This window comes from Streptomyces mesophilus (assembly GCF_011044995.1).
Lineage (GTDB): Bacteria > Actinomycetota > Actinomycetes > Streptomycetales > Streptomycetaceae > Streptomyces > Streptomyces mesophilus.
This window is the reverse complement of sequence record NZ_JAAKZW010000068.1, coordinates 1-23,370: the sequence shown is the minus strand read 5'-3', so window position 1 is coordinate 23,370 and position 23,370 is coordinate 1. Positions and strand designations below refer to the sequence as shown.

Below are 23,370 nucleotides of genomic sequence, written 5' to 3'. Positions count from 1 at the left end.
GGGTCTGTCTGATGAGCTGTGGCCTGGGACACAACGGACACTCTGGGATTGGGAGATGTCGTGAGCAACGAATCCTTGGCCAACCTGCTCAAGGAAGAGCGCAGGTTCGCGCCGCCCGCCGACCTGGCCGCGAACGCCAACGTCACCGCGGAGGCGTACGAGCGGGCCAAGGCCGACCGGCTGGGCTTCTGGGCCGAGCAGGCCCGCCGCCTCAGCTGGGCCACCGAGCCGACCGAGACGCTCGACTGGTCGAACCCGCCCTTCGCGAAGTGGTTCGCCGACGGCAAGCTGAACGTCGCGTACAACTGCGTCGACCGCCATGTCGAGGCCGGCAACGGCGACCGCGTCGCCATCCACTTCGAGGGCGAGCCCGGCGACAGCCGTGCGATCACCTACGCCGAGCTCAAGGACGAGGTCTCCAAGGCGGCCAACGCCCTGACCGAGCTGGGTGTGCAAAAGGGCGACCGCGTCGCCATCTACATGCCGATGATCCCGGAGACCGCGGTCGCGATGCTGGCCTGCGCCCGGGTCGGCGCCGCGCACTCCGTGGTGTTCGGCGGCTTCTCGGCCGACGCGCTCGCCACCCGTATCCAGGACGCGGACGCCAAGGTCGTCATCACCTCCGACGGCGGCTACCGCAGGGGCAAGCCCTCCGCGCTCAAGCCCGCCGTGGACGCCGCTGTCGAGAAGGTCGACAACGTCGAGCACGTCCTCGTCGTGCGCCGCACCGGCCAGGAGGACATCTCCTGGACCGAGGGCCGCGACGTGTGGTGGCACGAGCTGGTCGACGTCCAGTCCGCCGAGCACACCCCCGAGGCCTTCGACGCCGAGCACCCGCTGTTCATCCTCTACACCTCGGGTACGACGGGTAAGCCGAAGGGCATCCTGCACACCTCCGGCGGCTACCTCACGCAGGCCGCGTACACGCATCACGCCGTCTTCGACCTCAAGCCGGAGACCGACGTCTACTGGTGCACGGCCGACGTCGGCTGGGTGACGGGGCACTCGTACATCGTCTACGGGCCGCTCGCGAACGGTGCCACGCAGGTCATGTACGAGGGCACCCCGGACACCCCGCACCAGGGCCGCTTCTGGGAGATCGTGCAGAAGTACGGCGTCACGATCCTCTACACGGCGCCCACCGCGATCCGTACGTTCATGAAGTGGGGCGACGACATCCCGGCGAAGTTCGACCTGAGCTCGCTGCGTGTCCTCGGTTCGGTCGGTGAGCCGATCAACCCCGAGGCCTGGGTCTGGTACCGCAAGAACATCGGCGGCGACCGCACCCCCGTCGTGGACACCTGGTGGCAGACGGAGACCGGCGCGATGATGATCTCGCCGCTGCCGGGTGTCACCGAGGCCAAGCCGGGCTCCGCCCAGCGCGCGCTCCCCGGCATCTCGGCGACCGTCGTCGACGACGAGGCCAACGAGGTGCCGAACGGCGGCGGTGGCTATCTGGTGCTCACCGAGCCGTGGCCGTCGATGCTGCGCACCATCTGGGGTGACGACCAGCGGTTCATCGACACCTACTGGTCGCGCTTCGAGGGCAAGTACTTCGCCGGCGACGGTGCCAAGAAGGACGACGACGGCGACATCTGGCTGCTCGGCCGGGTCGACGACGTGATGCTGGTGTCCGGCCACAACATCTCCACCACCGAGGTCGAGTCCGCGCTCGTCTCGCACCCGTCGGTCGCCGAGGCGGCGGTCGTGGGCGCGGCCGACGAGACCACCGGTCAGGCGATCGTGGCCTTCGTGATCCTGCGCGGCAGCGCCGACGCCGAGGCCGAGGGCCTTGTGGCGGATCTGCGCAATCACGTGGGCGCCACTCTCGGCCCGATCGCCAAGCCGAAGCGGATCCTGCCGGTGGCGGAGCTGCCGAAGACCCGCTCGGGCAAGATCATGCGGCGTCTGCTTCGCGATGTCGCCGAGAACCGGCAGCTCGGTGACGTCACCACACTGACCGATTCCTCGGTGATGGATCTGATCCAGACGAAGCTGCCGTCGGCGGGTTCGGAGGACTGACCCTCCGGTCGGAGGGCGGCCTTCGTACGTACGCGAGAGGGCACTCAGCGCCGCGCTGAGTGCCCTTTTCGTGCGTAAAGTGAAGATCGCCAGATTCGCCCTCGCGGGCACCCTGTACCGTAGAGGCCGCGTAAAAACCGCGACAAGAACACAGGGTGTGCCGGGAAGTCTGGTCGGCGACTGCTTCAGCGATCCGTCGTTGCCGTACCGACCCGGAGGATTCCCGTGGCCGCGCCCAGCAAGAACAACCGCAAGGTCCTCGGCAGGCTCTCGCTGCCCGAGCGGACCTTCGTCGCGGACGCCCTGCGGACCGAGACCGTCGGCGGCGTGCTGCTCCTCATCGCCGCCGTCGTCGCCCTGATCTGGGCGAACACCCCGCTCAGCGACAGCTACGCCTCCGTACGGGACTTCCACATCGGGCCCTCCGCGCTCGGACTCGACCTCTCGATCCAGCACTGGGCCGCCGACGGGCTGCTCGCGGTCTTCTTCTTCGTCGCCGGGATCGAGCTCAAGCGTGAACTGGTCGCGGGCGATCTGCGCGATCCCAAGGCCGCGATCCTGCCCGTCGTCGCCGCGCTCTGCGGGATGGCCGTGCCCGCCCTGGTCTACGTGCTGACCAACGTCATGGGTGACGGCTCTATGCAGGGCTGGGCCGTGCCGACCGCGACCGATATCGCGTTCGCGCTCGCCGTGCTCGCCGTGATCGGCACCTCGCTGCCGTCCGCGCTGCGCGCCTTCCTGCTCACGCTCGCCGTGGTCGACGACCTCTTCGCGATCATGATCATCGCGGTCTTCTTCACGGACTCGCTGAACTTCGCGGCCCTCGGCGGCGCCGTCGTGGGCCTCGTGGTCTTCTGGCTGCTCCTCCGTAAGGGCGTACGCGGCTGGTACATCTACGTTCCGCTCGCCCTGGTGATCTGGGGCCTGATGTACAACAGCGGCGTGCACGCCACCATCGCCGGTGTCGCGATGGGCCTGATGCTGCGCTGCAGCCGCAAGGACGACGAGCGGCACTCCCCCGGCGAGCACATCGAGCACCTCGTACGTCCCCTGTCGGCCGGGCTCGCGGTGCCGCTGTTCGCGCTGTTCTCCGCGGGTGTCTCGGTCTCCGGCAAGGCGATCGGCGATGTGTTCACCCAGCCCGAGACGCTCGGTGTGGTGCTCGGTCTTGTGGTCGGCAAGACGGTCGGCATCTTCGGCGGTACGTGGCTCGCGGCCCGCTTCACCCGGGCGGAGCTGAGCGAGGACCTGTCCTGGCCCGATGTGTTCGCGGTCGCCTCACTGGCCGGTATCGGCTTCACGGTCTCGCTCCTGATCGGCGAACTCGCCTTCAAGGGCGACACGGTGCTGACCGACGAGGTCAAGGCCGCGGTCCTGCTCGGCTCGCTGATCGCGGCCGTACTCGCGACGGTCCTGCTCAAGCTGCGGAACGCCAAGTACCGCGCGATGGTCGAGCACGAGGAGCGCGACGACGACCTCGACGGGATCCCGGACATCTACGAGCAGGACAACCCCGAGTACCACCTCCGCATGGCCGCGATCTACGAGAAGAAGGCCGCCGAGCACCGTCGCCTCGCCGAACTGAGCCCCGTTCCGGGCGGCGAACAGGGCCCCGCGGGAAGCGGTGAGGGCGGCAGTCCGGCATGATCTGACATTGCCGTAACGCCAGATCTGAAGAGGGAGTACGCGATGAGCGCATCCGACGGCGCCGACCGCAGCCTGGGACAGCTGGTCGCCTCGGCGACCAGTGAGATGTCCGCGCTGATCCATGACGAGATCGCGCTGGCCAAGGCCCAGTTGCGGACGGATGTGAAGCGTGGCGCGACCAGTGGCGGAGCGTTCATCGCCGCGCTCGCGGTGCTGATCTTCTCGCTGCCGATGCTGAGTTTCGTCCTTGCCTACGCGATCAACACCTGGACGGGGGGCCACAACGGAAACGGCGGCTGGAACCTCGTCTGGTGCTTCGGGCTCTCCTTCCTGGCCAGCGTGCTGCTCGCCGGGCTGCTCGCGCTGATCGGCGTGATCATGGCCAAGAAGACCGCGAAGGCCAAGGGTCCCCAGAAGGTCGCCGCCTCCGCCAAGGAGACCGCCGCCGTGCTCGGCAACGTCAAGCCGCATCCGCGCTCCGTCACCGCCCCGGCCAGGGGTGAACTGACCCGCGCGGTCGAGGACGCCAAGCCTGTGGCACGCTCGACTTCATGACGGACCCTTCCGCGACTTCGGTTGTGCGCCTGGACGGCCCCTGGACCCACCGAGATGTCGCGGCGAACGGGGCCCGCTTCCATATCGCCGAAATGGGCGACGGACCGCTCGTCCTGCTCCTGCACGGCTTTCCGCAGTACTGGTGGACCTGGCGCCACCAGCTGCCCGCGCTCGCCGAGGCCGGCTTCCGCGCGGTCGCGATGGATCTGCGCGGCGTCGGCGGCAGCGACCGCACACCGCGCGGTTACGACCCGGCGAACCTCGCGCTCGACATCACCGGAGTCATCCGCTCCCTCGGCGAGCCGGACGCCGCGCTCGTCGGTCATGACCTCGGCGGATACCTCGCGTGGACCGCGGCCGTGATGCGCCCCAAGCTGGTGCGCCGGCTCGCGGTCTCCTCGATGCCGCATCCGCGGCGGTGGCGTTCGGCGATGCTCGGCGACATACGGCAGACCAAGGCCGGCTCGTACATCTGGGGCTTTCAGCGGCCGTGGCTGCCGGAGCGGCAACTGGTCGCAGACGGCGGTGCGTTGGTCGGCGAGCTGATCCGGGACTGGTCGGGGCCGCGGCTTCCGGACGACGCGGCGGTGGACACGTATCGCAAGGCCATGTGCATTCCGTCGACGGCGCACTGCTCGATCGAGCCGTACCGGTGGATGGTGCGGTCGATGGCGCGTCCTGACGGGATCCAGTTCAACCGGCGGATGAAGCGGCCGGTGCGCGTGCCCACGCTGCATCTGCACGGCTCCCTCGACCCGGTGCTGCGTACGCGCAGCGCGGCGGGCTCGGGCGAGTACGTCGAAGCGCCGTACCGCTGGCGGCTGTTCGACGGTCTGGGGCACTTCCCGCACGAGGAGGACCCGGTGGCCTTCTCGAAGGAGCTCGTCGAGTGGCTGAAGGACCCTGAGCCGGACCGCTGAGGCGCGGGCGAACACCTGTGCATCGAACGGCCTTTGCCCCGCGCATACGCCAATTGAGTGGCACTCAGGTGGTTACCGACCATGAGGCACGGGCAGACGTCGGGGTATGGGCTGGACGCACGACTACAGTGACGCAGCACGCAACCGCCGCTCGGCTCCCGGGTCTTCGGAGCTGAACCCGTTTCGGGGAGGCGGCCCACAGGGCCAGGGTCACCGGTCACCCCAAGCGGCTATGGGGATTCCGCGTATCCTGCGCCGCCGCGCCCGCTGGGTGTCGGCCCGGCTGCGGCATACGACGAGGGCCTGAAGCCCCCGTACAAGCGCGGCTCACAGCGCACACCCCTGCGCCGCTCACCGCGCCCGCACGCGCGACCTACAGCGCACACCCCTGGCTGTCCACCTGCTGGTTGGCGGTGCGGCCCGCGCTGATGTCGTCGCGGATCTCGTCCACCGTGAGCGCATAGCCGGTGTCCGGGCTGTCCAGGGACTTGGCGAAGATCACGCCGTAGACCTTGCCGTCCGGGGTGAGCAGCGGGCCGCCGGAGTTGCCCTGGCGGACGTTCGCGTACAGCGAGTAGACATCGCGCCGCACATTGCCACGGTGGTAGATGTCCGGTCCGCTGGCGTCGATCCGGGCGCGGATACGGGCGGAGCGGACGTCATAGCCGCCGTTCTCCGGGAAGCCGGCCACGATCGCGCTGTCGCCGGTGCCGGCGTCGCGGTCGGTGAACTGCAGCGGGCGCGCGTCCAGCTGCGGTACGTCGAGTACGGCGATGTCGCGCTCCCAGTCGTAGAGCACGACCGTGGCGTCATAGCGCTTGCCCTCGCCGCCTATCTGGACGGTGGGCTCGTCGACGCCGCCGACCACATGCGCGTTGGTCATCACGCGGCGGTCGGCGAAGACGAAGCCGCTGCCTTCGAGCACCTTGCTGCAACTGCTCGCGGTACCGAGCACCTTGACGATGGAACCCTTCGCGCGGGCGGCGACCGGGCTGCCGGCGAGCTTGGGGTCGGGCGGGCGGACCTCGGTGATCGGCTCATTGGCGAACGGGCTGAAGACCTGCGGGAATCCGTTCTGCGCGAGCACCGAGCGGAAGTTGGTGAACCAGGTGTCGGCCTGGCCCGGCAGGGCGCGGTCGATCCCGTTGAGCACCTTGGAGTTACGGACCTCCTTGCCCACCGTCGGCATGGTCGTGCCCGCCAGGAGCGAGCCGATCAGCCAGGAGACGAGGAGCAGCGCGAGCACGTTGACCACGGCGCCGCCCGTGGCGTCCAGGGCTCTCGCGGGTGACCAGGTGATGTAGCGGCGCAGCTTGTTGCCCAGGTGGGTGGTGAAGGCCTGGCCGACGGAGGCGCAGACGATGACGACCACGACCCAGACGACCACGGCCGTCGTGCCCGCCTGCTCCTCGGTGAACTGCTTCCAGATCACCGGCAGTACGTAGAGCGCGACGAGGCCGCCGCCCAGGAAGCCGAGCACCGAGAGGATGCCGACGACGAAGCCCTGGCGGTAGCCCACGATGGCGAACCACACGGCGGCGACCAGGAGCAGGATGTCGAGCACGTTCACCGAATCACGCCTCGCCTCGCGTCACAGTCGCCACTCCTCGGCCGTCGGGGGCCCGGCGGAACCGGGCAGAACACAAGTGACCAGCCTGTCATGCGCGCCAGTCGAGAGGGACCTGCTTTGTGCGGTCCCAAGGTCTTTCCCAGCCCGCGTAGTGCAGGATCCGGTCGATCACACCGGCCGTAAAACCCCAGACCAGAGCGTCACCGACCAGGAATGCGGGTCCTTGGTGGCCGCGCGGGTGGACCGAGGTCACCCGGTGCTCGGCAGCCGTGAGATGTGCCACGGGAACCGTGAACACCCGGGCCGTCTCGGCCGGATCGACCACACCGACCGGGGTCGGTTCGCGCCACCACGCGAGGACGGGGGTGACGACGAAACCGCTCACCGGGATGTAGAGCTTCGGCAGCACCCCGAAGATCTGGACGCCCGCGGGGTCGAGTCCGGTTTCCTCCTCGGCCTCACGAAGGGCGGCGCGCAGCGGACCGTCACCGGCCGGGTCGCCGTCCTCCGGGTCCAGGGCGCCGCCGGGGAACGAGGGCTGCCCGGCATGCGAGCGGAGGGAACTGGCACGCTCCATGAGCAGCAGCTCGGGACCCTGCTCGCCCTCGCCGAACAGGATCAGGACCGCCGACTGCCGTCCCGCTCCGCTCTCGGGCGGCAGAAACCGGCTGAGCTGCTTCGGCTCGACCGTCTCGGCGGCCTTCGCCACGGGAGTCAGCCACTCGGGCAGGCCCTCGCTCGAGACGAGGGCGTCCCCGCCGTAGGAACTCCCTGTCTGCGCCCTGCCCGAATGCGTCCTGCCTGCCTGCGCCCTGCCTGAATGCGTCACGCGTCACCCCCGTACGGACCCCTCAACGGCCGGACCACACCCGATCGTTCCCCTGTCACACAGCTCCCATCGGCGGCGCTGCCTGGCCCGGATAGTCCGGCGGCGGCTTGAGGCGCTGGCCCGGGAAGCCGCCCTTCTCGTACTTGAGCAGCTTCTGCGCCTTCTCGGGGTCGATCTCGCCCTCCCCGTACGAAGGACAGAGCGAGGCGATCGGGCAGGCGCCGCAGGCGGGCTTGCGGGCGTGGCAGATACGGCGGCCGTGGAAGATGATCCGGTGCGACAGCATCGTCCAGTCGCTCTTCGGGAAGATCTCGCAGATCAGCGCCTCGATCTTCTCGGGGTCCTCGCTGTCGGTCCACTTCCAGCGCCGTACGAGCCGGCCGAAGTGGGTGTCGACGGTGATGCCCGGGACGCCGAAGGCATTGCCGAGGACGACATTGGCCGTCTTGCGGCCGACGCCCGGCAGCTTGACCAGATCCTCGAGGCGGCCGGGGACCTCACCGCCGTGCTCGTCGCGCAGGGCCTTGGCCAGGCCCATGATCGACCGGGTCTTGGCGCGGAAGAACCCCGTGGGGCGGATCAGCTCCTCGACCTCCTCGGGGTTGGCCACGGCCAGGTCCTCCGGGGTCGGGTACTTCGCGAACAGGCCCGGCGTCGTCTGGTTGACCCTCAGGTCCGTGGTCTGCGCCGAAAGCACCGTGGCGACCAGGAGCTGGAAGGGATTCTCGAAGTCCAGCTCCGGGTGGGCATACGGATAGACCTCGGCGAGCGCCCGGTTGATCTTGCGCGCCTGACGCACCAGGCCGGTCCGGGTCTTCGCCGGCTTGGCCTTTCGGATGACGGGAGGGCCCGCCGCACCCGGCTCCTTGTCGCTTTTCGCCATGCCAAGAGCGTACGGGGAGGTGCTGACAGCGGGTGGGTGGTTGAGCGGGCCGGCCGGGCTGCTGGTGCGCCGCATACCTCCGTAAATGAGAATGTCCGTGCGGTCCACAAGCGACGGACAGGCGAAACGGTCCACAGGCGACGGACAGGCGGAAGGGGTGCGGTGCACGCGGAACAAGAGGCGTCCACCGCTGCCGCTATGCAGCCGGAGGAGATCGATCCGGACGCGCACTGGCTGAGCCTCGTCATGCATCTGACGTTCTTCGTGCTCCAGGCGACGGCCCTGATCCGGTTCATCCAGCGCCATCCGGCGACCGTCAACTCCGCGCTGGTCATCACCCTGGCCGCGCTCCTCGCCGTGATCTACGCGGCCGGGGTCGGCCGCGACGCGTACGCGACCACGAAGCCGTCGGCGCGGCGCTCGCAGGCCTGGCGGGTCGGGTGGCTGGCCGCGGTGGTCGTGGTGTGGGCGGTCCTGGTGGAGCTCGCGCCGAGCTTCGCGTGGGTGGCCGTGCCGCTCATCTACGCGGCCCTGCGGATCCTGCCGCCGGTCGCCGCGTGTGTGCTCGTCGGGGTGCTCACGGTCTTCGTGATCATCGCGCAGCTGGCGCTCTCGCCCCGGTTCGACCTGGACCTGGTGGTCGGACCCGCGGCGGTCGCCGGGTTCGCCACCGCCGTGTTCCTGCACATGAAGCGCCTGGCGTCCCGGCAGCGGCGGCTGATCGACGATCTGATCCGTACGCGCCGCGAGCTCGCCGCCACCGAACGCCGCGCCGGCACGCTCGCCGAGCGCCAGCGCCTGTCGATGGAGATCCACGACACCCTGGCGCAGGGCCTGTCCAGCCAGCAGATGCTCCTTCAGGCCGCCGAGCGGACCTGGGACAGGGATCCGGCCAAGGCGCACGGGCACGTACGGTCCGCCACGAAGATCGTCGAGCACAACCTCGCCGAGGCCCGCCGCTTCGTCCACGACCTCGCCCCCGCCGACCTGGCGCTGTCGGGCGGACTCCCGCAGGCGCTGCGGGCGCTGGCCGGGCGCGAGAGCGACGAGCGGCTGCGGGTCCTGGTGCACACGGAGGGGCAGGTCGGCCCAGAACTGCCCGAGCGGGTGCAGTCGACGCTGCTTCGGATCGCCCAGGGCGCGCTCGCGAACGTACGGGAACACGCCCGGGCCACGACCGCCGTCCTGACGCTGACCACGCTCGACGACCGTGCGGTGCTCGATGTCGCCGACGACGGGCGCGGCTTCGACCCCGGCGCCCTGCCGGACGCGCCCGAGGGGTCGCGCGGGCACGGACTGCCGGCGATCCGGGCGCGGGTGCGGCAGCTGGGCGGGACGCTGGCGGTGGAGTCGGCGCCCGGGGAGGGGACGGTGCTCACGGCGACGGTTCCGCTGGGTGCGCGGACTCCGGAATGAGCGCGCCCGACCTCGAGATTCTGTCCGTTATGCCCCTTTTCCAGCAATGATGCCGATCCGTTCGCGCCCCGTTCGCCCACAGCAGAATCACCCCGCACAACCATGACGCCGTACACCCTTGGCCAGCGCTCTCACCGGCCTGTTGGAGTCCTGCGGAGTAGCACGAAGAGCACCCTGAACATGGCTGGATCCGACCCGACCACCCCCGATTGGGTCCCCCGTCGCACAGGACACCTCTTCAGTACGGCAAACTTGTTGTGACTGATCACACTGTTTGCTACGTCCTGCACTATGGGCACCACAGCCCACTGGAGCCGGACGACATAGGAGAGAACTCGTGGACGACGTTCTGCGGCGCGCCCCGCTCTTCGCGGCGCTCGATGACGAGCAGGCGGCGGAGCTGCGCGCCTCCATGAGTGAGGTGACCCTCGCGCGCGGCGACGCGCTGTTCCACGAGGGCGACCCGGGCGACCGCCTGTACGTGGTCACCGAGGGCAAGGTGAAGCTGCACCGCACCTCCCCCGACGGCCGCGAGAACATGCTCGCCGTGCTCGGCCCCGGTGAGCTCATCGGTGAGCTCTCGCTGTTCGACCCGGGCCCGCGTACCGCCACCGCTTCGGCGCTGACCGAGGTCAAGCTGCTCGGCCTCGGCCACGGCGACCTCCAGCCCTGGCTCAACGCCCGCCCCGAGGTGGCCGCCGCGCTGCTTCGCGCCGTCGCCCGGCGCTTGCGCAAGACCAACGACCAGATGTCCGACCTGGTCTTCTCCGACGTGCCGGGCCGTGTCGCCCGCGCGCTCCTCGACCTGTCGCGCCGCTTCGGCGTCCAGTCCGAAGAGGGCATCCACGTCGTGCACGACCTCACGCAGGAGGAGCTGGCCCAGCTGGTGGGCGCCTCGCGCGAGACGGTCAACAAGGCCCTTGCGGACTTCGCAGGACGCGGCTGGCTCCGCCTGGAGGCCCGCGCGGTGATCCTGCTGGACGTCGAGCGTCTGGCGAAGCGCTCGCGCTGAGCATCTTTGGTTGTACGTGGACGGGGTCCGGCCTTCGGGGCGGGCCCCGTTTCCGTTGCGCAAGGACCCTGCATAGAACCCTTGCGCAGGCCCCTTACGCACGCCCCTTGCGCGGGGCCGAGTCAGATCAGCCCGTGCTCCCGCAGATACTCCAACTGCGCCCGCACCGAAAGCTCCGCCGCCGGCCACAGCGAGCGGTCCACGTCCGCGTAGACCGCCGCCACGACCTCCGCCGACGTCAAGTGCCCGTTCTCCACGGCCGTTTCGACCTGGGCCAGGCGGTGCGCGCGGTGGGCGAGGTAGAACTCGACCGCGCCCTGGGCGTCCTCGAGGACCGGACCGTGGCCCGGCAGGACCGTATGCACCCCGTCGTCCACCGTCAGGGAGCGCAGACGGCGCAGCGAGTCCAGGTAGTCGCCGAGCCGGCCGTCCGGGTGCGCGACGACCGTGGTGCCGCGGCCGAGGATCGTGTCCCCGGTCAGGACGGCCTGGTCGGCGGGGAGATGGAAGCAGAGCGAGTCGGACGTGTGCCCGGGCGTGGGGACGACCCGGAGCTCCAGGCCGCCGACCTCCAGGGCCTCGCCGGCCGCAAGACCCTCGTCCCCCAGGCGCAGCGACGGATCCAGCGCCCGTACCTGTGTACCCGTGAGGTCCGAGAAGCGTGAGGCTCCCTCGGCGTGATCCGGATGCCCGTGCGTGAGCAGCGTGAGCGCGATGCGTTTGCCGGCCTTCTCGGCCGTGGCGATGACGTGCCGCAGATGCCCCTCGTCCAGCGGCCCGGGGTCCACGACGACGGCGAGCGGCGAGTCCGGCTCCGACAGGAGCCAGGTGTTCGTGCCGTCCAGGGTCATCGCGTTGGCGTTCGGCGCGAGGATGTTGACGGCCCGGGCGGTGGCGGGCCCCGAGAGGACCCCGCCGCGGGGCTGGCCCGGCAGGGCGGCCGCGTCCGTCATGCGTCCGAGCCGCTCTTGAGCACGATGCGCTTGGTGAACTCGTCGTGCCCGGGCCAGACGAGCACCAACTCCCCGTCCTCCAGGCGCGCCTGGGCCAGTACGGGCGTCAGATCCCGCTTGGCCGATGAGGCCAGCGCGTCGGCCGATGTGGCGTACGGCTCCAGCTGCCGCAGCGTCGTGATCGTCGGCGGCATCATCGTCAGCTCGCCGCGGTCGTAGCCCGCCGCCGCCTCGGCCGGCCGGGTCCATACGGTGCGGTCGGCCTCGGTGGACGCGTTGCGCGTGCGCTGCCCTTCCGGCAGCGCGGCCACGAAGAACCACGTGTCGTACCGCCGCTGTTCGAACTCCGGCGTGATCCACCGCGCCCAGACGCCGAGCAGATCGGAACGGAGGACGAGCCCGCGCCGCGCGAGGAACTCGGCGAAGGACAGCTCACGCTCCACGAGCGCGACCCGGTCCGCCTCCCAGTCGTCCCCGGTGGTGTCACCGACCACCGAGTCCGCCGTCGGCCCGGCGAGCAGGACGCCCGCCTCCTCGAAGGTCTCCCGCACCGCCGCGCACACGATCGCCTGGGCCTCGGCCTCGGCGACACCGAGGCGCTCGGCCCAGGTGGCGAGCGAGGGCCCCGCCCAGTCGACGTGCCGGTCGTCGTCGCGCGGATCGACGGAGCCGCCGGGATAGGCGTACGCACCGCCGGCGAACGCCATCGAGGTCCGCCGTCGCAGCATGTAGACGTCCGTGCCCTGCTCGCCGTCGCGAAGGAGCAGGACGGTGGCGGCCCGGCGCGGGGTCGCGGGCGTCAGTTCACCGTTCGCGAGCGCCCTGATCCGGTCGGGCCATTCCGGCGGGTACCACTGGCCATTGGACATGGGCGGAGGTTAACCGCTCGCGCCCGGATGTTCGAGAGGCAACCAATCCCGTACGAGGCCGGAGGTCCGGAAGCGCGGAGGCCTGGAAACGCAAGGTCCCGGTCGTGGATGTCACGACCGGGACCGAAGGCACGGAGCGGAGGCGGCCGGACAGTCCCCTCCCGCCCGGGGGCCGAAGCCCTTTCCAGGCTATCGGCGCCCACTGACAACGCCCGCCTCACGGCGCACGCCGGCAAAGCAAACTCAGTCCTGCACCAGCTCCACGATGAACTCCACCTCGACGGGAGCGTCCAGCGGAAGCACCGCCACGCCCACCGCGCTGCGCGCATGCACGCCCTTGTCGCCGAAGGCCTCGCCGAGCAGCTCGCTCGCACCGTTGATCACGGCGGGCTGGCCGGTGAAGTCCGTGGCGGAGGCGACGAAGCCCGTCACCTTCACGACCCGCGCGACGCGGTCCAGGTCGCCTGCGACGGACTTGATCGCGGCGAGCGCGTTGAGCGCGCAGATACGGGCCAGGTCCTTGGCCTCCTCCGGCGTCACCTCGCCGCCGACCTTGCCGGTCGTCGGCAGCTTGCCGTCGACCATCGGGAGCTGGCCCGCGGTGTACACGTAAGCGCCGGACCGGACGGCCGGCTGGTAGGCCGCGAGCGGCGCCACGACGCCGGGCAGCTTCAGGCCGAGCTCGGCCAGCTTGGCCTCGACGGCGCCGCTCATGCCTGCTTCTCCCGCTTGAGGTAGGCCACGAGCTGCTCGGGGTTGTTCGGCCCGGGCACGACCTGGACGAGCTCCCAGCCGTCCTCGCCCCAGGTGTCCAGAATCTGCTTGGTCGCGTGCACGAGGAGCGGCACGGTCGCGTATTCGTACTTGGTCATGGGGCCGAGCGTAATGCCCCGGCGCGGGCCGCGGGTCCGCGGTGGGACCCGTCGGATGTCCTCGGACGCGCGTACGGTGCGGAGCCCCCGGGATTCAACCGCGGCGTACTGGTTACGCTCGAAGGCGTGAGCAGGCTTCAGGTCGTCAGCGGCAAGGGCGGGACCGGTAAGACGACGGTCGCCGCCGCCCTCGCGCTCGCCCTCGCGACCGAGGGCAAACGCACCCTCCTCGTCGAGGTCGAGGGCCGGCAGGGCATCGCCCAGCTCTTCGAGACGGAGGCGCTCCCGTACGAGGAGCGGAAGATCGCGGTCGCACCGGGTGGCGGCGAGGTGTACGCCCTCGCCATCGATGCCGAGCTGGCGCTGCTCGACTACCTCCAGATGTTCTACCGGCTCGGCGGCGCGGGCCGTGCGCTGCGCAAGCTCGGCGCCATCGACTTCGCCACGACCATCGCGCCCGGCGTCCGCGACGTCCTGCTCACCGGCAAGGCCTGCGAGGCGGTACGCCGTAAGGACAAGCGGGGCCGCTATGCGTACGACTACGTGGTGATGGACGCGCCGCCCACCGGGCGTATCACCCGCTTCCTCAATGTGAACGACGAGGTCGCGGGCCTCGCGAAGATCGGGCCGATACACAACCAGGCGCAGGCCGTGATGCGGGTCCTCAAGTCCGCCGAGACATCAGTGCACTTGGTGACGCTGCTCGAGGAGATGCCGGTCCAGGAGACCCTCGACGGGATCGCCGAACTGCGCGCGGCCGGGCTGCCGGTGGGCCGGATCCTGGTGAACATGGTGCGGCCCACGCTGCTCGACGGGCCCGTGCCCGACGGTGTGAAGCGCACCGAGATCGCGCGCGAGCTGTCGCGGGCCGGGCTCGGCGGTGCGCGCAAGGGCGGGCTCGCGGAACAGCTGGTCGAGCCGCTGCTGGCCCAGGCCGCGGAGTACGCCGAGCGGATCGCCCTGGAGCAGGAGCAGCGCGCCGAGCTGGCCGAACCCGGCCTACCCGTACACGAGTTGGAGTTCCTCAGCGAGGGCATCGATCTGGCCGGGCTCTACCGCCTCGCCACCACTCTGCGCCGGCAGGGAGTCTCATGACGCTGGACGTTCCCCCCACGCTCGCCGTGGATCCGCTGCTCGACGACCCGAAGACCCGGATCATCGTGTGCTGCGGCGCGGGCGGCGTGGGCAAGACCACGACCGCGGCGGCCCTCGGCCTCCGCGCGGCGGAGCGCGGCCGCAAGGTGGTCGTCCTGACCATCGATCCGGCCCGGCGGCTCGCTCAGTCGATGGGCATCGACTCGCTCGACAACACCCCGCGGCGGGTGAAGGAGATCGAGGGCGACGGCGAACTGCACGCCATGATGCTCGACATGAAGCGCACCTTCGACGAGATCGTCGAGGCGCACGCGGATGCCGAGCGGGCCCGGGCGATCCTGGAGAACCCCTTCTACCAGTCGCTCTCGGCCGGTTTCGCCGGTACGCAGGAGTACATGGCGATGGAGAAGCTGGGGCAGCTCCGCGCCCGCGACGAGTGGGATCTGATCATCGTCGATACGCCGCCGTCGCGTTCCGCCCTCGATTTCCTGGACGCTCCGAGCCGGCTCGGCTCGTTCCTGGACGGCAAGTTCATCCGGGTGCTCATGGCGCCGGCGAAGGTCGGCGGGCGGGCCGGGATGAAGTTCCTGAACGTCGGGATGTCGATGATGACCGGCACGCTCGGCAAGTTGCTCGGCGGTCCGTTCCTCAAGGACGTGCAGACCTTCGTGGCCGCGATGGACACGATGTTCGGCGGTTTCCGCACCCGGGCCGATGCCACGTACCGGCTGCTTCAGGCGCCGGGGACGGCTTTTCTCGTGGTGGCCGCGCCCGAGCGGGATGCGCTGCGCGAGGCCGCGTACTTCGTGGAGCGGCTCGCGGCGGACCGTATGCCGCTCGCCGGGCTCGTGCTCAACCGTGTGCACGGCAGCGGTGCCGCGCGGCTCTCGGCGGAGCGTGCGCTCGCCGCCGCGGAAGCGCTCGGGGCGCCGGACGGCCCCGATCCTGCTGGTCCCGACGGCCCCGTAGAAAATCATGAAACGGGCGGCATTGTGGATCAGGAGGGCGGGAAGGAAGAGGTGCGTACCCCTCCCGAACCCCACGATTCTCCCGAAACCCCGGCAACGGAACTCACCGCGGGACTCCTGCGGTTGCATGCGGAACGGATGCGGCTGCTCTCCCGTGAGCAGCGCACGCGTGACCGCTTCACGGCCCTGCACCCGGAGGTGGCAGTGGCCGAAGTGGCCGCGCTGCCCGGCGATGTACATGACCTCGCGGGGCTTCGCGACATCGGCGACCGGCTCGCGTCCGGCGGTCGGCCGGTCTGAGCCGTAAGTAGGGACAGTTGCTGTACGGGCGCTAGCCCACCGCGGCGTAGCTCTCGTACGTCTCGCTGTCCTCCGCGTCCACGGGCAACAGTCCCGTGCTGCGCTCATATTCACTGCGGGCCGTCTCGAGCAGCCGGCGCCAGGACGTGACCGTGGGACGCCTGCGCAGCAATGCGCGCCGCTCCCGCTCGGTCATTCCACCCCAGACACCGAACTCGACACGGTTGTCCAGGGCGTCTGCCAGGCACTCCGTACGCACCGGACACCCGGTGCACACCGCCTTGGCCCTGTTCTGTGCCGCACCTTGTACGAACAGTTCATCCGGATCAGTAGTGCGGCAGGCTGCCTGCGCACTCCAGTCAACTACCCAGCCCATGCCGGCGCCGTCCTCTCCCGAATCGAGGCTCCCCCACGGCGGCAGCGGCATATTCACCGCCGCCAGTTGAGGACGTTACGGAAGGTGGGCACAGCGCAACACCCCCTTCGGGCCCAATCTTGAATGGCCCGAACGGACTATGCGTAAGCGGCAGATCACCCGACGGAGTGAGCCGCGGACATGCGTGACCATCCCGACAGATCGGGGCAGTTCAGCTGGGTCACAACGGGCGCCGGATGACGCATGAGGCGGAAACGGACAGCACTCCGGCGTCTTCGGGGGTGTCGGAGGCTTGATACGTGACCGCACTGCTGTGACAGTTGTGAGCAGCTTAGGCCAACGCCTATACGACTGTCCGGCGAATCGGAACGTTGGCCGCTGCCCTCTGACGTACCTGTGAACCCCCTCGTGTCACGGGCCACAGGCATTACGGATCGGGTTCGAACATCCCGATGACCGACCGATCCCTCGGAACGCACAGACCTACGGATTAGGCTGCCCCCATGGGTAAGAAGCTCTCGGGTGGCGGACTGTCGCCGACGCAGCAGGCCGCCAAGTTCCTCGGCGTCAGCGTGCTCTCCGGCGCGGTCCTTGCGGGCATCGCGCTCCCCGCGGCAGGTCTGGTGGGCCTTGCGGCCAAGGGATCGGTCGAGGAATTCGACGAGATCCCCGCCAATCTCAAGCAGCCTCCGCTGATGCAGCGCACCACGATCACCGACGCGAACGACAACCCGATCGCGACGGTCTTCGCCCGTGACCGCACGCTGGTGGATCTCAAGGAGATCTCCCCGTACATGCAGAAGGCGATCGTCGCGATCGAGGACTCGCGCTTCTACGAGCACGGCGCGGTCGACCTCAAGGGCATCCTGCGCGCGGTGAACGAGAACGCCCGCTCGGGCGGTGTCTCCCAGGGTGCTTCGACCCTCACGCAGCAGTACGTGAAGAACGTCTTCGTCGAAGAGGCGATGGACGACGCGGCCAAGTTCCGCGAGGCCACGCAGCAGACCATCGGCCGCAAGATCCGCGAGCTCAAGATGGCGATCCAGGTCGAGGAGAAGCTCGGCAAGAAGAAGATCCTCGAGAACTACCTGAACATCACGTTCTTCGGTCAGCAGGCCTACGGAGTCGAGGCCGCCGCGCAGCGCTACTTCTCCAAGCCCGCCAAGAAGCTGAACCTGCAGGAGGCCGCGCTGCTCGCCGGCATCGTGCAGTCGCCGAGCCGGTACGACCCGGTGAACGACGAGCAGGAGGCCACCAAGCGCCGCAATGTGGTGCTGCAGCGGATGGTCGCCACGGGCGACATCTCGCAGCAGGAGGCGGACAAGGCCAAGGAATCGAAGATCGCGCTGAAGATCTCCAAGCCGCAGAACGGCTGCATCACCGCGACGAACGGCGCCGGGTTCTTCTGCGACTACGTCAAGACGGCGTTCCTCGACAGCCCGACGTTCGGCGACACCCGTGAGGAACGGGTCGAGAAGTGGAACCGCGGGGGGCTGCGGATCAAGACGACGCTCGATGCGCAGGCGCAGGAGTCCGTGCAGGCCTCGCTGAAGGATCACGTCTACCAGAAGGACAAGGTGGCCGGCGCGGCCACGATCGTAGAGCCGGGCAGCGGCAAGATCCTCGCGATGGGGCAGTCGTGGCCGTATGGCGGCGAAGCCAAGAAGAACGAGACCACGATCAACTTCTCGGTCGACAAGCGCATGGGCGAAAGCCAGGGCTTCCCGACCGGTTCGACCTTCAAGCCGTTCGTGGCGGCCGCCGCCATAGAGCAGGGCAAGCCGCTGAACCAGGTGTATCCGGCGCCGTACGAGATGCCGTATCCAAGCCCGGTCTCCGGCTGCGACTCCACGTACAAGAACGTCGACGGCGCCACGGTGGAGAACGAGAACGAGGCCGAGGTCGGCCCGTACGGCCTGAAGGAGGCGATGGAGAAGTCGGTCAACACCTACTTCGTCCAGATGATCGCCGACATCGGTATGTGCCCCGTGCTGGAGATGACCAAGAAGCTGCACGTCACCCAGGGCGACGGCAAGCCGATCACCGAGCAGCCTTCGCCGCTGACGCTCGGCTCCGACTCCATCTCGCCGCTGACGATGGCGAGCGCATACGCCACCTTCGCCAACCGCGGCACGTACTGCTCGCCGGTCGCCATCGAGTCGATCACGGACGCGAACGGCAAGGCACTCGAGGTGCCCAAGTCGACCTGTGAGCAGGCGATGTCGGTGCAGACGGCCGACTCCATCAACTCGCTCCTGAGCGGGGTGGTCGACTCCGGTACCGGTGCGAGGGCAGGTCTGAGCGGGCGCGACAACGCCGGTAAGACGGGTACGACCGACAGCCGCAAGAACGCCTGGTTCGTGGGCTATACCCCGAACATGTCCGGCGCCGTGTGGGTCGGCTCGCCGACCCAGGGGGTCGAGATGGAGTACATCACCATCGGCGGCCGCTACCACGAGAAGGTCTTCGGCGGTGAGGTCCCCGGCCCCATCTGGCGCGACGCCATGACCGGCGCTCTGGCCGGCAAGGAAGCGCCTCAGTTCAACCGGGTGCACATCCCGGACGTCCCGAAGAAGGACAAGGACAAGGGCGACGAGGACGACGGCAAGCCCGGCCGTCCCGGCGGCGGGGACAACGGCGGGCTCATCGGCGGTATCGACGGCGGTACGAACGCCGGTGCCGACGGCGGTACGAACGCCGGTGTCATCGGCGGCCTCATCGACGGCGGTACGGAGAACGGCGGCAACGCCAATGGCAACGGCGGCGGGTGGCCCGAACCGCGCTGATCCCGCTGTGCCGGTACGTGAAGGAGGGCGCCCCCTGGGTCAGGGGGCGCCCTCCTTCACGTACGACGTGATGTCAGCCGTCTCAGCCGGCAAGCGCCTGCTTCACCGCGGCGGCGACGCGGCCGCCCTCGGCCTGGCCGGCCACCTTCGCGTTCGCCAGCTTCATGACCTGGCCCATCGCGCGCGGCCCCTCGGCGCCGGCGGCCTTCGCCTCCCCGACCGCCATGGCCACGATCGCCGTCAGCTCGTCGTCGCTCAGCTGCTTCGGCAGGTACTCGGCGAGGACCTCGCCCTCCGCCTTCTCGCGCTCGGCCGACTCGGCGCGCCCGCCCTGCGCGAAGGCCTCCGCGGCCTCGCGGCGCTTCTTCGCCTCGCGGGTGATCACCTTCTGCACCTCGTCGTCGGAGAGCTCGCGCTTCTCCTTGCCCGCGACCTCTTCCTTCTGAACGGCCGCGATGGTCATCCGCAGGGTGGAGGAGCGCAGCTCGTCGCGCGCCTTGATCGCGACATTGAGGTCTGCCTGCAGCTTGGTCTTGAGCGTGGTCATGGGTTCAGTGTCGCAGGTACGACGGGTGGGGTGCCTGCGCATTTCCCCTGCCCCGCAAGGGACGACAAGGCGACAGGCGGACTGTGGCCCTCCGCCTACGTCTGCGACGATGGGTTCCATGCGCGCGCGATACGGAGTACCTCTGGGAATCACCGCGGCGGCAGCCGCGGGTGTGGTGTACGCGGCCGGGATCGAGGTGCGTTCGTTCCGGTTGCGGCGGGTGACGGTGCCGGTGCTTCCGGCGGGCATGCGGCCGTTGCGCGTACTCCAGGTCTCCGACATCCACATGGTGAGCGGCCAGCGCAAGAAGCGGCACTGGCTGCAGTCGCTCGCGGGTCTGCGCCCCGACTTCGTCATCAACACGGGTGACAACCTGTCCGATCCGGACGGGGTGCCCGAAGTCATGGACGCGCTCGGCCCGTTGATGCAGTTCCCGGGCGCGTACGTCTTCGGCTCGAACGACTACTACGGTCCGCGTCTACGCAACCCCGGCCGCTATCTGACCGAGCGGCTCCAGGGCAAGCACGGCCTCAACGGCAACCCGCCCGTCGTCGGCGCCCTGCACAACCCGTGGGAGGACCTGCGCGACGGCTTCGACGCGGCGGGCTGGGTGGGCCTGACGAACACCCGGGGTTCGCTGAAGATCGACGGTTACGAGATCGCCTTCACCGGCCTCGACGACCCGCACATCCGCCGCGACCGCTACGAGCAGGTGGCGGGCGGTCCCGAGTCGGGCGCCGACTTCTCGATCGGCGTCGTGCACGCCCCGTATCTGCGCTGCCTGGACGACTTCGCCCAGGACGGCTATCCGCTGGTCCTCGCCGGGCACACGCACGGCGGGCAGCTCTGCATTCCCTTCTACGGGGCGCTGGTCACCAACTGCGATCTGGACACGGACCGGGTGAAGGGCCTTTCCACGCACACGGCCGGCGGCCACACCTCGTATCTGCACGTCTCCGCGGGCTGCGGCACGAGCCGCTACGCACCGGTGCGGTTCGCGTGTCCGCCGGAGGCGACGCTGCTGACGCTGGTGGAACGGGAAGGCTGAGGTTCGGCGGGGCCGGGCGCGCGGGTGTCAGGTGTCTTGTTTAACTTGAACCCATGACGGCGCCCATTTCCGGACATGTCCCTCCCTCGGCGGTCGCAACGCCGGACCGCAGACCGTTCACGGCCGTCTTCCGCGCGCTGATCTCCCTCGCGGCGGTCACCGGCATCATCATCAACCTGTGCCTGAGCGACAGCGCGCTGCGCGTGTTCAGCTACTTCACGATCCAGAGCAACGTGATCGTGGCGGTCGTCCTCGCACTCTCGGCCTGGCGCGCCTGGAAGGGCCGACCGCCGCTCCCCGCCTGGCTGACGACGGGCACGGTCGTCTTCATCTCGATCACGGGCCTCGTCTACCACGTGATCCTGGCGAACAGCGCGAGCGCCTTCTCCATGACGGACCAGCCCGGCCTGTCCGGCTGGCACGAGGTGGCCAACCAGCTCCTCCACACCGTCACCCCGCTCGCGGCCTTCGCGGACTGGCTGCTCCTGACCCGCCCGGGCGGCCTGCGCCCGCGGCACGCGGGCCTGTGGCTGCTCTACCCGCTGGCCTACCTGGCGTTCTGCCTGCTGCGCGGCGCGATCATGTCCCCGGGCTCGACGGCCCGCTACCCGTACCCCTTCGTGGACGTGGACCAGCACGGCTACGCCGGCGTCCTGGGCAACGCGGTCGTCCTCGGCCTCTGCTTCTACGCCCTGTCCCTGGCCTTCGTGGGCCTCGACCGCATCCGCCCCGCTCCGGGCCCCCGCAGAAACCGGATTTCGTCTCCGGGCGCCGGTCCGCTAAAGTAATCGATGTCGCCGCGACCTGCAGCAGTGCGGGCGTGGAGTACGACATCGGGGTGTAGCGCAGCTTGGCAGCGCGCTTCGTTCGGGACGAAGAGGTCGTGGGTTCAAATCCCGCCACCCCGACAGCTGGAACAGCAGGTCAGGCCCGGTTCTCCTTCTTGGAGAGCCGGGCCTGATTTGCGTTTTGGGGTCCCTGGGGAGTGAACGGGGAGTGGATCAAGGAAATCCTCACGCCCAAAGGTCGGCCACACTCTGGACCACCAAGCCCACCGCGACAGCACTCCATCCGTAGCTTCCTTCTCGTCATCCAGGTCTGCTTCCACGCCTTGAGCCAGCACAAAGATCCGGTTCAGTCGACGTTCGACCTCGGCAGTGAAGGCCTCGCTATCGCGCGTCAGATCTGGCAGCGGGCCGAACGACAAAACGCCGCGGAGCTTCATCGCCGCCTCTGCCGACATCGCCGCGCCCAAGGTGCCCGTGACCGTACGCGGCGGTCGGCGGAACAAGCGTCGAAAGGTACGCCCTCTTTCGCCAGGACACTCGGAAAGAACCGCTCACTCGGGTCAGCAGCACCTTGGAAGGTCCGCCGAAACCCAACAGCGGCAACCCACAGCCCAACGCCCTGGAAGGCCAGACTGACAGCGGTGAGGATCGTCTCGCCAGACATTCGTTCATCATCTGCCTCGGACAAGATCAAGTCAGCAGATCACAACTGTCTATGGACCAGCATCAGATGAAGCCCGCCACGACCAAGCCTTTGGCCTTGACGGGCTTCCTGCACCTCGGAGAACCGCGCAGCGTTCGGCTTACTATTGCCTCCCGGTGCGCGCTCTCAGCAAGGCATGAAGAGCACGCACAGGGGATCGCGGGTGCATGGCCATCCGCGCGTCCAGCGACTCCTCCCACTGCTCGGTCAGTTCGTCCATGAGTCGCTGCCGCATCTTCGCGGTGATGTGCGAGTAGCGAGCCTGCACCGAGCCGTCCTCATGACCCAAGCGCTCGTCCATGAGCTTCGGCGGGATGCCGATCTCCTCCATGACCGTCTTGTGGGAGTGCCTGAGCCCATGCGGCGTACAGAAAGGCTGGCCTCACGTCCCCAGCCTGGGCACGCCTTGGCAGAACGCCATTTCACCCACGCGAACGGGCTGGTATCAGCGTGCGGCCAACCTGAACGGCCAAGCCGTGTTCGCTGTGGAATACATAGTCTGCCGGCGCTGTCAGCTCGGCTGGGTCGAAGACCCGCACACTGAGCCGCCGTATGAACGAGGCGGGCTCGCCAAGGCTGGTTTGGCTGCTTGGACGTCGATCCGGTCCGCTGACCGGGCCTGCTGTCGGTTGCGCGTTGGCGTTGGGTCGACAGGGAAACTTGCAAGGTTTGCTGTTGATATGTACCTTTTGGTATATGCACTCCCGTTCTGATTCTGAATCGGATCCGGTTTCCGTGCGCGAGCTGGAAGCAGTGGCACAGGAACTGCGCTCCGCCATGGGGCATCTGATGCGCATGATGAGCGCGTCGGAGCCGAGCCGGAAGGCCGGCAGGGAGCTCACCCCTTCACAGGTGTCTCTGCTCAGACGCGTTCAGAGGGGCGGGCCCAGCACCCCGGCCGACCTGGCGAGGGCCGAGCTGATTCGCCCGCAGTCCGTGCTCGCGACGCTCAAGCCGCTGCTTGCCGCGAGGCTGGTGGAGCGCGTTCCGCACCCCACCGACGGGCGGCAGGTCCTGATCAGCCTCACCGATGTCGGGATCGCCCGTCTCGACGAGCGCGACTCGGCCCGCAGCGACGTGGTCGCCCGGCTGTTCGCCGAACATCTGACTCCGGCGGAGCAGCGCACCATGGCCGCGGCCGCAAGCCTGTTGCGCCGGATCAGCCAGCTCTGACGCCTTGCCCGCCGTCCCCCCGTGCCGCGGCCCTGTCC

The 23,370-nt window shown here is 69.1% G+C and carries 22 protein-coding genes, 1 tRNA gene and 1 pseudogene; 14 read left to right on the top strand and 10 right to left on the bottom strand.

Annotated features, from left to right (window positions below):
• The first annotated feature begins 18 nt into the window (after window positions 1-18).
• From acs to G6045_RS41495, 5 genes are all read left to right on the top strand, one after another.
• Entirely contained in the window at window positions 19-2,022 is a 2,004-nt protein-coding gene (gene acs / locus G6045_RS18090; protein WP_328707817.1) for an acetate--CoA ligase, read from the top strand.
• A gap of 225 nt (window positions 2,023-2,247) precedes the next feature.
• On the top strand, window positions 2,248-3,669 hold the full coding sequence (nhaA, locus tag G6045_RS18085) for a Na+/H+ antiporter NhaA (protein ID WP_165333014.1): 1,422 nt from the start codon (window positions 2,248-2,250) through the stop codon (window positions 3,667-3,669).
• Window positions 3,670-3,711: 42 nt separating this feature from the next.
• On the top strand, window positions 3,712-4,224 hold the full coding sequence (locus tag G6045_RS18080) for a phage holin family protein (RefSeq protein WP_165333013.1): 513 nt from the start codon (window positions 3,712-3,714) through the stop codon (window positions 4,222-4,224).
• Complete coding sequence (locus G6045_RS18075) at window positions 4,221-5,144, top strand: alpha/beta fold hydrolase (protein ID WP_165333012.1); 924 nt, start codon at window positions 4,221-4,223, stop codon at window positions 5,142-5,144. The genes G6045_RS18080 and G6045_RS18075 overlap by 4 nt, the downstream gene beginning before the upstream one ends.
• A 106-nt stretch (window positions 5,145-5,250) precedes the next feature.
• A complete protein-coding gene (locus G6045_RS41495; protein ID WP_165333011.1) occupies window positions 5,251-5,451 on the top strand; it encodes a hypothetical protein in 201 nt (66 codons plus the stop codon).
• A 66-nt stretch (window positions 5,452-5,517) separates the two neighbouring features.
• Here G6045_RS41495 and G6045_RS18065 read toward each other — a convergent pair whose 3' ends face one another.
• The 3 genes from G6045_RS18065 to nth form a co-directional block, all read right to left on the bottom strand.
• A complete protein-coding gene (locus G6045_RS18065; RefSeq protein WP_165333010.1) occupies window positions 5,518-6,714 on the bottom strand; it encodes a MarP family serine protease in 1,197 nt (398 codons plus the stop codon).
• A gap of 88 nt (window positions 6,715-6,802) precedes the next feature.
• Complete coding sequence (locus tag G6045_RS18060) at window positions 6,803-7,444, bottom strand: NUDIX hydrolase (RefSeq protein WP_206343872.1); 642 nt, start codon at window positions 7,442-7,444, stop codon at window positions 6,803-6,805.
• 154 nt (window positions 7,445-7,598) lie between these two features.
• Entirely contained in the window at window positions 7,599-8,426 is an 828-nt protein-coding gene (nth, locus tag G6045_RS18055) for an endonuclease III (protein ID WP_165333008.1), read from the bottom strand.
• A 198-nt stretch (window positions 8,427-8,624) separates the two neighbouring features.
• Between nth and G6045_RS18050 the strand changes: the two genes are divergently transcribed.
• Window positions 8,625-9,842 (top strand): sensor histidine kinase, encoded by a 1,218-nt coding sequence (locus tag G6045_RS18050; RefSeq protein WP_165333024.1) that lies wholly within the window; start codon window positions 8,625-8,627, stop codon window positions 9,840-9,842.
• 337 nt (window positions 9,843-10,179) lie between these two features.
• Entirely contained in the window at window positions 10,180-10,854 is a 675-nt protein-coding gene (locus G6045_RS18045) for a Crp/Fnr family transcriptional regulator (RefSeq protein WP_016642758.1), read from the top strand.
• A 122-nt stretch (window positions 10,855-10,976) separates the two neighbouring features.
• On the opposite strand, the gene G6045_RS18040 is transcribed toward G6045_RS18045, so the two are convergent.
• From G6045_RS18040 to G6045_RS18025, 4 genes are all read right to left on the bottom strand, one after another.
• Window positions 10,977-11,807, bottom strand: coding sequence for an MBL fold metallo-hydrolase (locus G6045_RS18040; protein ID WP_165333007.1), 831 nt, complete (start codon window positions 11,805-11,807; stop codon window positions 10,977-10,979).
• Window positions 11,804-12,676 (bottom strand): NUDIX hydrolase, encoded by an 873-nt coding sequence (locus tag G6045_RS18035; protein ID WP_165333006.1) that lies wholly within the window; start codon window positions 12,674-12,676, stop codon window positions 11,804-11,806. Before G6045_RS18035 ends, G6045_RS18040 begins: the two co-directional genes overlap by 4 nt.
• Before the next feature lie 243 nt (window positions 12,677-12,919).
• The gene (locus G6045_RS18030; protein ID WP_165333005.1) at window positions 12,920-13,390 is read right to left on the bottom strand and encodes a RidA family protein; all 471 of its coding nucleotides are present in this window, start codon (window positions 13,388-13,390) and stop codon (window positions 12,920-12,922) included.
• The gene (locus tag G6045_RS18025) at window positions 13,387-13,548 is read right to left on the bottom strand and encodes a DUF4177 domain-containing protein (RefSeq protein WP_018386146.1); all 162 of its coding nucleotides are present in this window, start codon (window positions 13,546-13,548) and stop codon (window positions 13,387-13,389) included. Before G6045_RS18025 ends, G6045_RS18030 begins: the two co-directional genes overlap by 4 nt.
• A 126-nt stretch (window positions 13,549-13,674) precedes the next feature.
• On the opposite strand from G6045_RS18025, the gene G6045_RS18020 reads away from it, so the two are divergent.
• The gene (locus G6045_RS18020; protein WP_165333004.1) at window positions 13,675-14,643 is read left to right on the top strand and encodes an ArsA family ATPase; all 969 of its coding nucleotides are present in this window, start codon (window positions 13,675-13,677) and stop codon (window positions 14,641-14,643) included.
• Complete coding sequence (locus tag G6045_RS18015) at window positions 14,640-15,911, top strand: ArsA family ATPase (RefSeq protein ID WP_165333003.1); 1,272 nt, start codon at window positions 14,640-14,642, stop codon at window positions 15,909-15,911. Before G6045_RS18020 ends, G6045_RS18015 begins: the two co-directional genes overlap by 4 nt.
• Window positions 15,912-15,942: 31 nt before the next feature.
• Here G6045_RS18015 and G6045_RS18010 read toward each other — a convergent pair whose 3' ends face one another.
• Window positions 15,943-16,287, bottom strand: a complete 345-nt coding sequence (locus G6045_RS18010; RefSeq protein WP_187815053.1) for a WhiB family transcriptional regulator — start codon at window positions 16,285-16,287, stop codon at window positions 15,943-15,945.
• A 503-nt stretch (window positions 16,288-16,790) separates the two neighbouring features.
• Between G6045_RS18010 and G6045_RS18000 the strand changes: the two genes are divergently transcribed.
• Complete coding sequence (locus tag G6045_RS18000) at window positions 16,791-19,073, top strand: transglycosylase domain-containing protein (RefSeq protein WP_165333001.1); 2,283 nt, start codon at window positions 16,791-16,793, stop codon at window positions 19,071-19,073.
• 82 nt (window positions 19,074-19,155) lie between these two features.
• Here the strand turns inward: G6045_RS18000 and G6045_RS17995 are convergent, their stop codons facing one another.
• Window positions 19,156-19,620, bottom strand: a complete 465-nt coding sequence (locus G6045_RS17995; RefSeq protein ID WP_165333000.1) for a GatB/YqeY domain-containing protein — start codon at window positions 19,618-19,620, stop codon at window positions 19,156-19,158.
• Window positions 19,621-19,738: 118 nt separating this feature from the next.
• Here G6045_RS17995 and G6045_RS17990 point away from each other — a divergent pair, with 118 nt between their 5' ends.
• From G6045_RS17990 to G6045_RS17980, 3 genes are all read left to right on the top strand, one after another.
• Window positions 19,739-20,668, top strand: a complete 930-nt coding sequence (locus G6045_RS17990; RefSeq protein WP_165332999.1) for a metallophosphoesterase — start codon at window positions 19,739-19,741, stop codon at window positions 20,666-20,668.
• A gap of 53 nt (window positions 20,669-20,721) precedes the next feature.
• Entirely contained in the window at window positions 20,722-21,456 is a 735-nt protein-coding gene (locus tag G6045_RS17985; protein ID WP_165332998.1) for a Pr6Pr family membrane protein, read from the top strand.
• A 46-nt stretch (window positions 21,457-21,502) separates the two neighbouring features.
• Window positions 21,503-21,576, top strand: a tRNA-Pro gene (locus G6045_RS17980).
• 686 nt (window positions 21,577-22,262) lie between these two features.
• Here the strand turns inward: G6045_RS17980 and G6045_RS17975 are convergent.
• Window positions 22,263-22,526, bottom strand: a pseudogene (locus G6045_RS17975) (tyrosine-type recombinase/integrase); the annotation flags it as partial.
• Between the two features lie 368 nt (window positions 22,527-22,894).
• Here G6045_RS17975 and G6045_RS17970 point away from each other — a divergent pair.
• Window positions 22,895-23,332, top strand: a complete 438-nt coding sequence (locus G6045_RS17970) for a MarR family winged helix-turn-helix transcriptional regulator (RefSeq protein ID WP_165332996.1) — start codon at window positions 22,895-22,897, stop codon at window positions 23,330-23,332.
• Window positions 23,333-23,370 lie beyond the last annotated feature (38 nt).

Bases quoted from the DNA above. Each gene is read 5' to 3' on its own strand.
- G6045_RS18080 (WP_165333013.1), top strand. From the start codon at position 3,712: ATGAGCGCATCCGACGGCGCCGACCGCAGCCTGGGACAGCTGGTCGCC.
- G6045_RS18025 (WP_018386146.1), bottom strand. From the start codon at position 13,548: ATGACCAAGTACGAATACGCGACCGTGCCGCTCCTCGTGCACGCGACC.
- G6045_RS18035 (WP_165333006.1), bottom strand. From the start codon at position 12,676: ATGTCCAATGGCCAGTGGTACCCGCCGGAATGGCCCGACCGGATCAGG.
- G6045_RS17985 (WP_165332998.1), top strand. From the start codon at position 20,722: ATGACGGCGCCCATTTCCGGACATGTCCCTCCCTCGGCGGTCGCAACG.
- G6045_RS17990 (WP_165332999.1), top strand. From the start codon at position 19,739: ATGCGCGCGCGATACGGAGTACCTCTGGGAATCACCGCGGCGGCAGCC.
- G6045_RS18050 (WP_165333024.1), top strand. From the start codon at position 8,625: ATGCAGCCGGAGGAGATCGATCCGGACGCGCACTGGCTGAGCCTCGTC.
- G6045_RS18000 (WP_165333001.1), top strand. From the start codon at position 16,791: ATGGGTAAGAAGCTCTCGGGTGGCGGACTGTCGCCGACGCAGCAGGCC.
- G6045_RS18015 (WP_165333003.1), top strand. From the start codon at position 14,640: ATGACGCTGGACGTTCCCCCCACGCTCGCCGTGGATCCGCTGCTCGAC.
- G6045_RS18040 (WP_165333007.1), bottom strand. From the start codon at position 11,807: ATGACGGACGCGGCCGCCCTGCCGGGCCAGCCCCGCGGCGGGGTCCTC.
- G6045_RS18030 (WP_165333005.1), bottom strand. From the start codon at position 13,390: ATGAGCGGCGCCGTCGAGGCCAAGCTGGCCGAGCTCGGCCTGAAGCTG.
- G6045_RS18010 (WP_187815053.1), bottom strand. From the start codon at position 16,287: ATGGGCTGGGTAGTTGACTGGAGTGCGCAGGCAGCCTGCCGCACTACT.
- G6045_RS41495 (WP_165333011.1), top strand. From the start codon at position 5,251: ATGGGCTGGACGCACGACTACAGTGACGCAGCACGCAACCGCCGCTCG.
- nth (WP_165333008.1), bottom strand. From the start codon at position 8,426: ATGGCGAAAAGCGACAAGGAGCCGGGTGCGGCGGGCCCTCCCGTCATC.
- G6045_RS17995 (WP_165333000.1), bottom strand. From the start codon at position 19,620: ATGACCACGCTCAAGACCAAGCTGCAGGCAGACCTCAATGTCGCGATC.
- G6045_RS18075 (WP_165333012.1), top strand. From the start codon at position 4,221: ATGACGGACCCTTCCGCGACTTCGGTTGTGCGCCTGGACGGCCCCTGG.